Origin of the sequence: Candidatus Nitrosopelagicus brevis, from assembly GCF_000812185.1 — an archaeon.
In the GTDB taxonomy this organism is placed as follows: Archaea; Thermoproteota; Nitrososphaeria; order Nitrososphaerales; family Nitrosopumilaceae; genus Nitrosopelagicus; species Nitrosopelagicus brevis.
This window is the reverse complement of record NZ_CP007026.1, coordinates 750,621-764,997: the sequence shown is the minus strand read 5'-3', so window position 1 is coordinate 764,997 and position 14,377 is coordinate 750,621. Positions and strand designations below refer to the sequence as shown.

The window sequence follows — 14,377 nt, the reverse complement described above, 5'->3', positions numbered from 1 at the left end:
ATTCGAAGAATGCTTAATCTAGTAGCTAAGGAATTATTTCTCACTAGAGGAATTGGTGTCCATGAAGATAAGCTTACAAGTTTTGAATATGCATTAAGAGATGCAGGAATTGCTGGAACAAATATTGTTTTAATCTCCAGCATCTTTCCACCAAAAGCCAAACTAATTCCTAAAAAGGAAGGTCTGAAAAAAATTAAACCTGGACAAATTCTATTTACAATTTATTCTCGAAACCAGACAAACGAGCCTCACAGAATGATCTCTGCATCTGTTGGCTTGGCGTTACCAAAGGATCGTACTAGATATGGTTACTTGTCTGAATATGATGCATTTGGACAAAATGAAAAACAAGCAGGTGATTACGCTGAAGATATTGCAGCACAAATGCTTGCATCATCACTTGGTATACCTTTTGATATTGACAAGAGCTGGGATGAAAAAAGACAACAGTGGTCAATTTCTGGAAAAATTTACAAATCTCAAAACATTACAATGACTGCTAAAGGTGACAAGTCTGGAAAATGGACTACGGTTTTCTCTGCAGCGTGTTTAATTCTCTAACGTTTTGGTTTGTATCCTTTTAGGTAAAATATTGCAGCGCCAATGCCTATTACAATTATAATTGCAAGCACCGCATATTGTGATTCATCATCACTAGATTCTTTCTTTCCAAAGTCTTCTATTGATTGGTATTCTTCTTTCTCATTTTGTGGAATGTCTTCTACTGAATAAAATGACAGTTCGCTGTTTCCATCCCATGGTCCTATCTCTACTCTTAATTCATCTTGAGGAATAACTTTACTTTGACCAAATAGGAATTTTGCATCAATTGAATTTCCTGCAGGAGAACTAAAGAACCAACCTCTTTTTGAAATATTCTCTAATGTGGTTAAATCAGTTATTGCATGTGTTGCTATTGCATCTATTTTTGCAGGCTCACTTGGAATTACCACTAAATGAATGACTGAATTTAGCGGAACATTTTTTCCGTCAAACACATCTGAGCGTGAAATTTCATTTACTCCAAAGTTTTCTAGCACATTAATTCTTGAAATTTCATTTGCTACATCTTTTATCTCATTTGTGACCTTGAACATGAATAAATTTTCATCTCCTGTTTTGATAATACTAATGGAAATTATGGATCCATCATTTTTTGATAATTTTTTTGAAATATCATAGAAACCTTGTCCATCTCTAATATCTTTACTAACTAATTTCCCTGCCAAATCTGCAAACAAGAAATCAGTGGATTGTTTTGGCATTGTAAATGTGGCTGAAACTGCGCCTCTTCCAGAAATTACACCTGATGTTTCTAGTAATAGATTTGCATCATCTACTGTATGTATGAATGTGGAATGAAATTCACTATCTACTCCTAGTTCTTCATTTAATTGATCAATTAGTTCATTTCCCATCGCTCTTGCAGAATCTTGAACCATTCTAATTCCGCCGTCACCTTTCAGTTGTTGATAATCAAAATTAATCATTATGCATTGTTCTTCGCTTGTAACTCCTATCACACACTCTCCTGCATTTGTAAAAACTATCGCTCTAATCTTTTCATTATCATTAATTTTTTTGATTAGTTCATCTGTAAATTTTATTTCTTGGTTACTGATGGTTTCCAGTCCGATTGAAGTTACTACTGAATTTGAATACTGTTGATCATAAATCACAAGTGCACTTTCTTGAAATGTGGCTTTTTCAAAGAGTTGTCCGCTTGCAAATGGCATGATAAGTATAATTCCAAATATGACGCCAAGTGATAGTATTTCTTTTCTCATGTACCATGAATCCTGTATTATTTTATTTAGTTTACGGCTTTGTTCTATAACGTTTAAATCACTAGTATAATTTTGCATAATTGACATCGAATTCAAACCGTTGGGGAACACGCTGGCAGTCCGATGGCTCGGGCTGCCAGCCCCACATTTTAATTAATTATAATTTGGATAGATCGTCTACTTGCTTTTTGATATAATCAAATCCGCTCTGCCAGAACTTTGATTTGGAAATATCTAGTCCATGTTCTTTTAGTAACTTTTCTGGTTTTTGTGAACCACCTGCAGATAAAATATCTGTATATGTAGAGACAAAATCATCGCCTTCATTTTTGTATATTTGGAATAATGACACTGCAAGCAAATTTCCAAAAGAGTATGAATAACAGTAAAATGGAGAATGATAAAAATGCGGAATACAACTCCATTCTATTCCAAAGTCTTCTGAAATATCTATCGAATTTCCAAACTGCTCTTTCAAATTCTTTCTGTAAATGTTTGATATATCATCTACTGTGATAGAGTTTGCAATTTGCTTATGAGCCTCTATTTCAAATAATGTGAAAAATGACTGTCTTCCAATTGTTGCATAAAAGTCATCAATCTTATCTGAAAGCATAGATGCTTTTTCCCCATCTGAAATCTGACTTGAAATGTTATCATAAAGTAATAATTCTGAATATGTAGATGCAGTTTCTGCAAGAGGTAATGGTGCATCTGAAACTAAAATTGATTTCTCTGATGCAGCAACACTGTGAACAGCATGTCCAATTTCATGTGCAAGTGTAAAGACATCTCTTGATTTTCCAGTATAATTGATTAAAACAAATGGTGTAATGTATGGAAGTGGAGTACTACAAAATGCGCCATCTCTTTTTCCATGTCTTAATGAATAGTCTATATGATTTTCATTGAAAACACGTGATGCATATTCTGCAATTTTTGGACTGAATCGATTAAGAGAATCAAGAACTAGCTTTGTTCCCTGATCAAATGTATAGTTTCTTTCTGCAGCACTCTTCTTTGATGGTGCATACAAATCATATCTTCTAAGTTTCTTTACTCCTACACGTTTTGCTTTTTGCTGGAAGTATTTCTGAAATACTGGTGCATTTTTTTTACATACCTCTAACATTACATCTATAGTCTTATCATCTACATCGTTTGAAATGTTCTGAATTGAGATTGGGTCCTTAAAGCCTCTCATATCAATTCCTTCGTTTTTCCAGTTTAGTACAATATTTTGATAAATCTGACCGATTACTCCTTTGTTATCTTGATATTTTGTTAATAGCGATTTGTAGGCTGCTTCTCTAACTTTTGGATTCTTGTTTCTTACTAGTGTTGTAAGTTGTTCCCGTCCCATTGTCTTTTTTTTGCCATTTACATTAACGGTATATGTGAAAGCATTTGTTATTTTATCATAAATTTTTACAAGTGCAGAAATTCCTGTCACATCTAGTGTATTGATGATTTTCTCTTCAGGCTCTGTTAGTGCATATTTTGCAACTAATCTCTTGTATCGTAAATAATCTGATAATTCTCCTGCATCTTTGATCAATCTTCTTGCATTTTTTTCGTCTACCTGCTTTTTCCACCATAAATCAAAAAATAGCATTTTATTTTGTATAGTAGAGCCAAACTGCGAAATTCTATTCAGTAGTGCGGTAGCCTCATCTGATTGTGTATCTTCGGAGAATTTTAGCCCTGCATATCCGCCAATCTTGCTTGATTTTTCTGTAATATCTTCAATTTCATGTAGTAACTGTAAAAATTTCTTAGAGGACATGTTTGGTTTAAGTTGAGATTTATTTTTTGCAAATTTTTCAGACTGTTTTTGTATTTCCTTTATTTTTTTATCAAACGTTTGCCTAGTTGGATTCTTAACTAAATCATCAAGGTCCCATATGCCGTTTTTGTATTTCTGCACAGCATCTTTCAAACTGAACTGTTTCTATACCTTTTGAAATTCATTCAACGTCTAAATAATACACGATCAGAAATAATCTTGGATCCGTCGTCTAGCCTGGTTTGGATGCTGCACTCACACTGCAGAGGTCGCGAGTTCAAGTCTCGCCGGATCCATTGAATAATTTTAAAAAATTAGAATTAATGTCGATAGGATTTTATTATGAAATGAGCCGTATCTTAATAATGAAAACAGGTCTCTTCATAATCATTGTCCTAGTTTCAGGATGTTTTGCAGGTTTGATCCATGGTGGAATTAATCTTGCAATAGTCGAACCATATCTTGATCAAGCAATTGGAATTGAAAATCAAACTCTCTTTGCAACAGGTGAAGAAGAAGATACTTCTGAATTCTGGGTAGAATACAATTCATATCGTGTTTGGCAAAAAGGTGGTCAAGTGTTAGCAGGCGCAATTCTTGGAACATCTATTGCAGCGTTGGTTGGAATTGTATTTCTCTTTGCAAGAAAAGTATTGCCTCAAGGAAACAATGTCAAAAAAACACTTGTTTTATCTGGCTTGATGTGGTTTACAATCTTTGTAATTCCTTTCTTAAAGTATCCTGCAAATCCTCCTACTGTCGGAGAAACTGAAACTGTCGTATTACGTTCAATTCTTTTCCTATCGTTTATAGCAATTTCAGGATTGGGTGCTGTTGGATTTTATCAAGTTTACAAAAGATTACAAAACAAGAAAATTCTTGCATTTGTAGGATATGCCGCATTCATCAGCGCTGTATTTTTCATAATGCCTGAAAATCCTGACGAGATAACTGCACCTATGGAACTCGTTGACGGATTTAGAGGTGCATCATTTGTAGCAGTAACCGTTTACTGGCTAACATTGGGCTTGATTCTTGGTGGATTCATTGAAAAACTTCAAGAACGACTTAAGCTGAAGAGTTAGTATGGTAAACGATCTAAAAACTCCTGGTTTTTACATCATAGCAATACTTGGAACAATTGTTACAGCAGGGTTTTTCCTAGCATTTTTTCCAACTCTATTCAAAAAACGAATTGATTCAAAATCTATAATGTACACATTGGTAGTCTTTGACGTATATGGGAACAAAACTAGCCTTAGTGGAGTTAGAACAAGTTTCCAAAGCAAGGAAGTTGCATTATCCTTTGCAAAATTCTATAAAAAACAATTTCCTCTATATGATTTTGGCATAATTCATGAGATTAACGGTATTGAAAAATTAATGATTGCAAAACACATCTAGAATGGCATAAATTATCTAAATTACAATTAAGATTATGAAAGCAGTTTGGAATGACGCTGTTATTGCTGAAAGTGATGACACTGTAGTAGTTGAAGGTAACCACTATTTCCCTTCCAATTCAATAAAAAACGAATATTTTCACAAGACTGAAACAAGTACTTCTTGTCCTTGGAAAGGTGTGGCAAGTTACTATTCTGTTACGGTGAATGGAAAAACAAACACAGACTGTGCTTGGTATTATCCTGTACCAAGCAAGGAAGCAGAAAAGATCAAAGATAGAGTTGCCTTTTGGAATGGCGTTCAAGTAATCTAAATAGTAGTTTGTAATACGTTTCTTATGGTAGGTCCACAAGATGGCGGTTTTGGCTTTGACCAGTCTAAAAAATATACCAGCGTTGATAATTTAGAAAAAATTTGTGTTCAATGTCAGGCAGGCCAACACAAAAAATGTCTTTTCAAATCTAAAGAACAACCTGAATGTGATTGTGAACACTGTCTCATTTATGGCTAGAATTAGTTCCAGCTTAGAAAAATAACCTTTAACCATAACTATTTGTATAAAATTAAAATGGAAAAAACTCCTGATGATTCAAAAGCCGAAGTAATTATACGAATGTTTCCTTCAGATGCAAATCCGGCTGGAAACGTCTTTGGTGGTGCAATTTTAAAACACATTGATATGGTTGCAGGAATTGTCGCACAAAGGTTCAGTCAAACAAATGCAGTTACTGTCAGTATGGATAAGATTAGTTTCTTAAAGCCTGTTTTTGTTGGAAATGTTTTGTTTGTAAAGGCACGAGTAAACTATGTCCAAAAATCATCAATGGAGATTGAGGTAAATGTTGAAGCAGAAGATATTGCAAAGGGAACACGTGTTCATACAGGAAATGCATACGTTACTTTTGTCGCATTAGATGATAATGGTAAGCCTACTACGGTTCCAACATTGCGTATTGATAACCCTGAGGATCAAAAACGCTTTGATGAAGGTAAATTAAGAATGGAACGTAGGTTAAAAGAACGCAAAAAATAACTCATCCTTTAAGTAATTAATATCAAAATTTTAGTTATGTCTGATCTTCTGTATCGGTATCGGAAAACATTCGGTCCTGGAATTTTATTTGCATGTACAGCAATAGGGGTCTCACATCTTGTACAGTCCACACGAGCGGGTGCAGAATTTGGTTTCATGATTCTTGGTTTTGTTATACTTGCAAATGTTCTAAAATACCCCTTCTTTGAACATGGTTCACGTTATGCAAATGTAACTGGCACAAGTATAATTGATGGATATGAAAAACTTGGAAGAAAATTCCTGATTTTATATCTGGGAATTACTTTAGGCTCTATGTTTTTTGTTACAGCTGCTGTAGGTTTTGTTACAGCAGGATTTTTTGAAAATCTTTTTCAGATTGATTTTCTTGGAATATGGACTATGGTTCTACTGTTTGCAATATGTGGAGTCATTTTATGTATTGGAAAATTTGGAACTCTGGATGGAATTATCAAAGTAATTGGTTTTGTTCTGATAATTTCAACAGTTACTGCATTTGTTTTAGCTTTGATTAATGGACCGGTAGAGCCAAATGAGAATTTTCTTCCTCGTGATTTATGGAATGATTCTGGAATTTTCTTTTTAATTGCTTTAATGGGTTGGATGCCTACTGCCATAGATCTTTCAAGCTGGAATAGTTTATGGACAATTGCAAGAATTAAACAAACAGGGTTTAGACCAAAACTAAAAGAAACGCTTACTGAGTTTCGAATTGGTTACCTTGTTACCTCTCTAATGGCTATCTTCTTTTTGGGCTTGGGTACGTTGGTATTTTTTGGTTCAGGAGAATCGCTGCCCAATAACAATTCTATGTTTGCCCATAAAATAGTCACAATGTTTGCCGATACTATAGGTCAATGGAGCTATATCATAATCGCAGCATCTGCATTTAGTGTGATGTTTGGAACTATACTTGCAGTTTTTGATGGGTATTCCCGTTCATTTCAGAAAATCATACAATTATTACAAAAAAAGGAATCTGATGATTCGAGAAAATCATATGTTGCAATTGTTTGCATCCTTGCAATTGGTTCTATTCTAATCATTATGCAGTTTGGCGATAAGCTAAAGGAGTTAGTTGACTTTGCAACTACTTTGTCATTTCTTGTCGCACCGATAATTGCGGTATTGAATCATAAACTGGTAATTGGTAAGTTTCTTCCTAAAGACACTCAACCTTCTGTATGGATTAAGGGGCTCAGTATGTGTGGTATTGTATTTTTAACAGGTTTTGCACTATTTTTCATATATACAAAATTTTTCTAGAACCATCACACAACTTATAGATATTCTGCATACTCTGAATTATTATGGTAAAAAGTAATTATGAGATTTTAGGTATAACTGAGGGTGCATCAAGAAATGAAATTCGTAGTGCATTTAGAAATCTTGCACTAACTCATCATGCTGATAGAGGTGGTCAGGATGAAGAATTTATCATAATTAAACAGGCATTTGAGGATCTCAAAGTTGGAAAAAAGTTTCCTGACTCATTAGATGAAAAAAAGAAAAAGTCAAAATTTTTCTGGGGTACAGACGAAGAAGAGCGTCTTCGTCAAAATACGTTATTGTCCAATGATGTTGCAAGGGAAGTTAAAGTTGCACAAGAATGGATTGATGCACTAAACAGAACTGATACTACAGGAATCAGATTGTTTGGTTCAAATGAATTAGGGCAAATAGAAATTGAAAGAAAACCAACTGGTGCTCTATCAATAAAAGGAAAATTTTGGGCTGGAAAAATAACTCACCCAAATCATGTATTCATGTGGGGCAGTATGACAAGTCCGTACTTTTTAGAAGATGATGATTCTAAAACTTTGATTCATTTAACACAAGGAACCTTCAAACTAATGGAGCCATTAGAAAATGGCTATAATATTGAGAATGGCTCTCACATTATTGTAGATAATGGTGATATTGTATGTGGTCATGTCAAAGGAATACGACAGCAGGTGCCACATCCAACAGGTCGTGTTGGCATGTCAATAACAAAAGAACATTTTACAAAATTAGAGGCTCCAAAAGGAAAAATTATTGCAGGTGATGTTAGAGAAACTGTTTCTTTAGATGCTCAAGAGGTTTTAGCACTTAATCTAATTGATAATGTAATTGTAAAGGGTAAGAAAATTTCTGTTTTTGGTCCTAAGGTTAGTTATGATGTATTTTTTGAACTAAAGGAAGGTGGTATGATCCGCTTCTATGATAAAGGTTCAGGATTTGATATTAGTGATGATGCAATACTCAAACTTGAAAATGGGAAAGAATTCTTCTTAGATGATTTGAAAACTAGAAAGTTAATTGGATTTGGTGGAAGAGATATGACATATGAATTTCTAGATGGTTTAGAAGAGAGTAGTGGTGTAATCCCATCTAATTGGGCATCAAAACTGTCTGGATTGTTTAAGAAAAATTAACTACTTTTTAATTCCCAGTGCTCTATTTTTCAATCTTAGTTGAGTACTTCGACATTTTCTACATCTTGTAGCGCTCATATCTAATCTTGCACCACATGAAATACAGATTTTCATATGAAGTCTTGCTTTTTGTGCAATCTGTTTTTTTAGGGGATCTGCAACTGGCATAGTATATCGTCAAAAATCTGCTATTTATTCTATTAGCTATTCATTTTTCCGGCTAATAGTACTGCTACTTCGCCTGGTCTTTTTGCAACAGGAATGTTTGCCTTTGCAAACATGGATATTTTTGATTCGGCTGAGCCGTATGTTCCCATGACTATGGCGCCTGCATGTCCCATGCGTTTTTCTTTTGGTGCCTGTCGTCCTGCGATATATCCAACAATTGGTTTCTTAAATCCGATATCTATGATGTGCTGGGCTAAAATTTCTTCAGAATCTCCTCCGATTTCTCCTACCACTACCATTGCTTCCAATTCTGGGTCATCTTTTACCATATCAAAGGCATCAATCATACGTGTTCCATTAACTGGGTCTCCTCCAATGCCTATTGTGATATTCTGACCAAAACCTGCGCTAGTTAGATTATTTGAAATTTCATAAAGTAATGTACCACTTTTTGATAATACTGCAACTTTTCCTGATGAAAATGGGCTTGCAGGCATAATTCCTACTTTGATCAATCCTGGCACTATAACACCTGGAGTATTTGGTCCAATCATTATTGCATCTTTTTGTTTTGCTATCTCAATTACCTCCATTGCATCTCTAATAGGAACATGTTCTGGAATGGCAACTAGCAATTTTATTCCTGAATTTAATGCATCTTTGGCTGCATCTAAGAAGAATTTTGCTGGAACAAATACTATTGATATCTCTGCTCCTGTTGCATCAACTGCTTCTTTTACTGTATCATAAACTGGAATTTTATCTTCAAATTTTTGTCCTCCTTTTCCAGGTGTAACTCCTGCTACAATGTTTGTTCCATACTCTAACATTAGTTTGGCATGAGTTGAACCATACTTGCCTGTGATTCCTTGTACAATAACTGGTTTCTTTTCATAATTACCGTCAGCATCTTTTTTACCACGAAGAATTTCATAAATGTCTGTCATTTGTTTGTCTCCATTACTACTCCGTTTATTGCCTCTTCAATGGAATCAAACATTTTTGTTTTTGTATCTTTTAGCATTTCTTTTGCTTTGTCTGATTCTGTTCCCATTAATCTTGCAAAGACAGGAAGATCAATTAAATTATTATTGTATGCTTGAATGAAAGCTTCTGCAACTGTTGTTGTTTTTACAATTCCTCCGTAGAGATTAACTAGAATTCCTTTAACTCTACTCATCTTACTAATCAAAGTTAATGCTTCATACACTGATTCAGTTGTAGCTCCTCCTCCAACATCTAGAAATGTTGCAGGTTTTCCACCATTATCTGTAACAAGATCAAACGTTGACATTACTAATCCTGCACCGTTTCCTATAACTGCAATATTTCCATCTAGCTCTACAAGTGAAAATCCACTTTTCTCTGCCTGCTCTTCTAAAGCTGATTTTTCTTGATATTGTTGTAATTCTTCATGTCTAAAGTTTGAATTATCGTCAGTCATCACTTTTCCATCAAGTGCCATTAGTGTACCATCTTTTAGAATTGCAAGTGGATTGATTTCTGCCAACTCTGCTTCTTTTTCAATAGTTAATTTTGATAATTTTTGTAACATTTCTACAAATTGTTCTTCTTGTGAATCTTTTAGTCCAATTTCATTTGCAACTTCTTTTGCCGTTTGTGCATCAACATCTCCGAGTCCAACTTCGCGGATAGTTTGATTCTTTACTGATTCTATTTCTACTCCTCCTTCTGATGAGGCTATGATTGTGTAGCATCTTTTACTTCTATTCAAAAACAATGACAAGTACAGCTCTTTTTCAATATCTGCCATTTTTTCAAGTAGGATGGCACGAGTTTTCTCTCCTTTTATGGACATGTTTAGTAATTGAGGATATTTGAGTTCAAATTCGTCATCACTGCTACATTTCTGAATTCCGCCTGCTTTTCCTCTTCCTCCTACCGGAACCTGAACTTTTATGACAAATGGATATCCTAATTCTTTAGCATCTTTTCTTCCTTTTTCAATGTCTTTTGATGAAATACTAGGTGGAGTTCTTATCCCGAATTCCTTGAAAAGCTCTTTTGCTTGGTATTCTAAAAGACGCATAAATCCAGTCCAAAAATGGACTTTATATTCCTATTAGCTATTCAAACTGGTCTTCTAACAAGTCTACTACTTGTCCAAAAAGATCTTTACTCTTTTTCAAGAGTCTATCTGGAAATTCCTCAGTAGAAAATACCAGCTGCTGTTTAATCTCTGGAATGACCATTCCTCCTGAAACAATCACCTGTTCAATAACGTGATCTTGCGTTAATGTACAAACAATCTCTTCGAAGACATCTTCTTTTTCTTCCAGTGTTTCTCTGTACAAAACAATTGGTGTGTTTGTTTGACTAATGAAATTTGTAGCCTTTACCAGTAATTCTTGTAAATGGTGGACCGACCATGTGTCTAAACTAATCTGTTTCACCATGCCATACCATGGCAAATTTTCTATATAAGCCTCGTAGGTACCTGTTAACTCAACAATTGGTCAAGCTTTTGTAAATCTACTCGACTGCGATCCTTATTTTTAGCCCGTCAATATCGTCATCTTTGTAGTTTTTGCATGATTCTGTAAAATCTACATTTTTGACCCTAACTAAAAATGCAATATCTTCTGTCTTATCTTTAATCAAATTTAACGACTCTTCGTCTAATTCTAAAATTGATGCTCTTTCCAAAATATCTGTAGGATTGAATCCTTTCTCTTTTCTTAAGGTTTGAATTCTTCTTGCCAAATCTTTAATCAATCCTTTTGACATCATTTCGTTGTCTCTTTCTAATGAAATTATAACAATTAGATTCTGTCTTTTTGCAAACTGATATTTTTCATTAACTTCAAAATCTACAATGAAATCTTCTTTATCTAATACAACTGAATTTTCTCCAATTTGGAATGTGTATTTACCATTTGCATTTAATTCCTTGATTATTAATTCTGGATCTGTTTCTGAAAACATTTTCAATAATTTTCCCATGTCTTGTTTAGCTTTAGGTCCTATTGCGCTTCTCTCTAACTCTATTTTAGGCACAACTGGCAAGCCTTTTTCTTTTAATTCTAGATATTGTTCCATACCTTCAGAATTATCAATCTCAAAAATTTCATAATTTTGTATATTCATTTGTGACTTTACAAGTTCTGATAATGATTCTAAAACTTGTTTTTCTCCTTTGTTTAAACAAATCATAGCTTGGTTTAATGGCCATCTTCGTTTTAGCTTGCCTTTCATTCTTGCAGCAGATGTTACTGAAACTGTTTCTTTGAGTAAATCAAATGATGTTTCAACTTTTTCATCAATTAATGATGAATCCACCTTTGGCCATGATTCAAGTAAAATATTTTCTTTCTCGGAAAACATGGATTTGTACAGATATTGTGATGTAAATGGTGCAAATGGATGAATCAATATGTTGATTGTTTTCAAAGTTTTAGCAAGAATTGCATAGATTGTAAAGCGTCTATTCTTTTTTGAATCATCTTCATCCCACAATTCTGATTTAATTATTGGAATGTAAATTTGGCTTAGAGAATTTATCAAAAAGTCTTCAATTGATTTTGCAGATTCATGAAATCGACATGAGTCATTTGTTTCAGTAGTTCTTTCGATCATTCTTTGAAGTTTTGATAACAACCATACATCTGGAGGTGTTAGTGAATTCTCTTTCTTTGCCCATTCAATAGTTGATTCTTCTACATTGAATTTATCATACTCGCTGTTTTGTTTGTAAAATGTATGTAAATGATATAATGTACTTATGACTTGATAAGGTCTTGACATTAATTCTTTAGTGCTAAAGTTTAATGGTTCAATCGGACTTGCTTTCCACATAAAATAAAACCGAACAAGATCTACTGGATATTTTTCTAAAAGCTCTTTTGCCTCAAGTACATTTCCTTTACTCTTACTCATCTTGTTTCCGTTTTCATCTAATACATGTCCTTGAAACAGAAATGATTTGTATGGTGAAACTGATGCGTTATTGTAAATTACATTTTCAATCAAAAGTGTATATGCCCATCCTCTTGTTTGATCGATACCTTCTGTAAAGAACGGTGCTGGAATTTTTTCTTTGTATGTAGCTTCATCTAATGATGCTATTGGTGCAGCACCACTATTATGCCATGTATCAAGCACAAATTCTTCTCTTTGCATTAATCCGCTACACTCTTTGCATTTGACCTTGATTTTATCAATCCACGGTCTATGTAATTCAAAATTTTCTCCGTCTGGTAACTCAATTGCAGATTCAACAATTTCTTTTCTTGAGAATAATTGCTCTGTGTTTTCACAATCATTACATTTCCAAACTGGAATTGGACATCCCCAATATCTTTCTCGTGAAATACACCATGGATGTTTTTCTTTAATAATTTCTAAAAATCTATTTTTTGGTTGATCAAAAAAGTATTCTACATCTTCAGCTGCTTTGATTGCTTTATCGCCAAGTTTGTCAAGCATGTAAAAATATTCTCTACGTGCAAGCCATACTAAACCATGATTGCAACGCCAGCATAATGGATATTTGTGCTTAATTTTACCAATTTTTACTAGTGCATTTCTATCTTTTACCGATTGAACTAATTTTTCATCTGCATCTCTAACAAATAATCCTGCATATTTTCCTGCATCTTCTGTAAATTTTACTTCATCATCAATTGGACAGAAAACTGTAACTTTGCGTTTCATTGCAATATTATTGTCTTCTTCACCATTTGCCGGCGATAAATGAACTAGCCCACTACCTGCATTAACATCTACAAAATTTTCTGCAACCGTTACATGATAATTATCTTGTTTTGAAATTTCTGCAAGTTTTGGTATTTCATCTAATAATGGATGTATGTATTTTTTACCTTCCATTTCACTTCCCAAAAATGTTCTTTTAATTTCATATTCCTCAATTTTGACTTCTGTCATAAATTCTTCTAAGCGTGTTTTTCCTACAACCCATGTTTCATCTTCTACTAACACTTCAACATATTCCTCTTTTGGATTAACCCCTACCATTGCATCTGTTACAAGTGTAAATGGCATTGTAGTCCATACAATCAAAAATTTTTCTTCTTCGGCAAGTTTTACTTTATAATATAATGATGGATCTTTCACCATATCATATCCTTGATTAACTTCTGAATGACTTAATGATGTTTGACAGCTTGGACAGTATGCAACAACTCTAAAACCTTCAGTCATTATTCCATTCTCAAATGCTTTTTTCATTAATTGCCATTCTTTTTCAATAAATTCATCTTTGTACGTCCAGTATGCTTTATCTTGGTTAAATGACATTCCAATTAATTTGTCAACTTCTACCCATTTCGTATGGTATTTCTGAACTAAATTCTTACATTCTGCAACTAATTTTTCAATATCTTCTGTTGAACTAATATCGCTTTTTCCATTTTCCATACCTAATTCTTTTTCAGCTTGTAACTCAACAGGTAATCCTTGTGTATCCCATCCTGCATTAAAAATGACTTTGTTTCCTGATAGTACGTTGTATCTATACCATAAATCTTTGAAAACTCTTCCCCTTAGATGTCCTGCATGTGGAATTCCGTTCATTGTAGGTGGTCCTTCAATAAACATTATTTCATTTTTTTTGTTTTCATCTTCCTGAATTAATTTTGAAATATCTTTATCTTTCAAATCATTTTGAACATTTTTTTCAATTTGTTTGATATCAAATTTTTCTACGAGTTCCATCTATCGTTTGAAAAGGTATTTCATATAAAATCTCTTTGAGGAATATATACTGGAATCTTGTTCAATA

The 14,377-nt window shown here is 33.7% G+C and carries 14 protein-coding genes and 1 tRNA gene; 8 read left to right on the top strand and 7 right to left on the bottom strand.

All coding sequences use genetic code 11. From position 1 onward, the window contains the following. The first annotated feature begins 9 nt into the window (after window positions 1-9). The gene (locus T478_RS04625) at window positions 10-561 is read left to right on the top strand and encodes a pyruvoyl-dependent arginine decarboxylase (protein WP_048105520.1); all 552 of its coding nucleotides are present in this window, start codon (window positions 10-12) and stop codon (window positions 559-561) included. Here T478_RS04625 and T478_RS04620 read toward each other — a convergent pair. Together T478_RS04620 and T478_RS04615 are read right to left on the bottom strand one after the other, a co-directional pair. Then, on the bottom strand, window positions 558-1,787 hold the full coding sequence (locus T478_RS04620; RefSeq protein WP_146150869.1) for a hypothetical protein: 1,230 nt from the start codon (window positions 1,785-1,787) through the stop codon (window positions 558-560). The genes T478_RS04625 and T478_RS04620 overlap by 4 nt on opposite strands. A gap of 157 nt (window positions 1,788-1,944) precedes the next feature. Further along, window positions 1,945-3,714, bottom strand: a complete 1,770-nt coding sequence (locus T478_RS04615; RefSeq protein WP_048106939.1) for a M3 family oligoendopeptidase — start codon at window positions 3,712-3,714, stop codon at window positions 1,945-1,947. 80 nt (window positions 3,715-3,794) lie between these two features. Here T478_RS04615 and T478_RS04610 point away from each other — a divergent pair. The 7 genes from T478_RS04610 (at window position 3,795) to T478_RS04580 (ending at window position 8,448) form a co-directional block, all read left to right on the top strand. Then, window positions 3,795-3,869: transfer RNA gene (locus T478_RS04610), tRNA-Val, on the top strand. Between the two features lie 69 nt (window positions 3,870-3,938). Then, window positions 3,939-4,658, top strand: coding sequence for a CbtA family protein (locus T478_RS04605; protein WP_048106935.1), 720 nt, complete (start codon window positions 3,939-3,941; stop codon window positions 4,656-4,658). A gap of 1 nt (window position 4,659) precedes the next feature. Next, window positions 4,660-4,977 carry a hypothetical protein gene (locus T478_RS07380; RefSeq protein ID WP_052433883.1) on the top strand — a complete coding sequence of 106 codons (318 nt, stop codon included), beginning with the start codon at window positions 4,660-4,662 and terminating at the stop codon, window positions 4,975-4,977. 34 nt (window positions 4,978-5,011) lie between these two features. Continuing rightward, window positions 5,012-5,290 carry a DUF427 domain-containing protein gene (locus T478_RS04595; protein ID WP_048105518.1) on the top strand — a complete coding sequence of 93 codons (279 nt, stop codon included), beginning with the start codon at window positions 5,012-5,014 and terminating at the stop codon, window positions 5,288-5,290. Window positions 5,291-5,545: 255 nt separating this feature from the next. Continuing rightward, window positions 5,546-6,010, top strand: a complete 465-nt coding sequence (locus T478_RS04590) for an acyl-CoA thioesterase (RefSeq protein WP_048105517.1) — start codon at window positions 5,546-5,548, stop codon at window positions 6,008-6,010. Window positions 6,011-6,046: 36 nt separating this feature from the next. Then, entirely contained in the window at window positions 6,047-7,297 is a 1,251-nt protein-coding gene (locus tag T478_RS04585) for an NRAMP family divalent metal transporter (protein ID WP_048105516.1), read from the top strand. Window positions 7,298-7,341: 44 nt separating this feature from the next. After that, window positions 7,342-8,448 carry a J domain-containing protein gene (locus tag T478_RS04580; RefSeq protein ID WP_048105515.1) on the top strand — a complete coding sequence of 369 codons (1,107 nt, stop codon included), beginning with the start codon at window positions 7,342-7,344 and terminating at the stop codon, window positions 8,446-8,448. Here the strand turns inward: T478_RS04580 and T478_RS04575 are convergent, their stop codons facing one another. The 5 genes from T478_RS04575 to ileS all read right to left on the bottom strand — a co-directional run bounded on the left by T478_RS04575 (window position 8,449) and on the right by ileS (window position 14,310). After that, window positions 8,449-8,616 carry a 50S ribosomal protein L40e gene (locus T478_RS04575; RefSeq protein WP_048105514.1) on the bottom strand — a complete coding sequence of 56 codons (168 nt, stop codon included), beginning with the start codon at window positions 8,614-8,616 and terminating at the stop codon, window positions 8,449-8,451. 32 nt (window positions 8,617-8,648) lie between these two features. Beyond that, window positions 8,649-9,563, bottom strand: coding sequence for a succinate--CoA ligase subunit alpha (gene sucD, locus T478_RS04570; RefSeq protein WP_048105513.1), 915 nt, complete (start codon window positions 9,561-9,563; stop codon window positions 8,649-8,651). After that, window positions 9,560-10,666: a succinate--CoA ligase subunit beta gene (locus T478_RS04565; RefSeq protein WP_048105512.1), complete on the bottom strand. Its 1,107-nt coding sequence runs from the start codon at window positions 10,664-10,666 to the stop codon at window positions 9,560-9,562. The genes sucD and T478_RS04565 overlap by 4 nt, the downstream gene beginning before the upstream one ends. Window positions 10,667-10,703: 37 nt before the next feature. Continuing rightward, window positions 10,704-11,033, bottom strand: a complete 330-nt coding sequence (locus T478_RS04560; RefSeq protein ID WP_048106930.1) for a hypothetical protein — start codon at window positions 11,031-11,033, stop codon at window positions 10,704-10,706. A gap of 76 nt (window positions 11,034-11,109) precedes the next feature. Next, complete coding sequence (ileS, locus tag T478_RS04555; RefSeq protein ID WP_048105511.1) at window positions 11,110-14,310, bottom strand: isoleucine--tRNA ligase; 3,201 nt, start codon at window positions 14,308-14,310, stop codon at window positions 11,110-11,112. Between the last annotated feature and the right edge of the window lie 67 nt (window positions 14,311-14,377).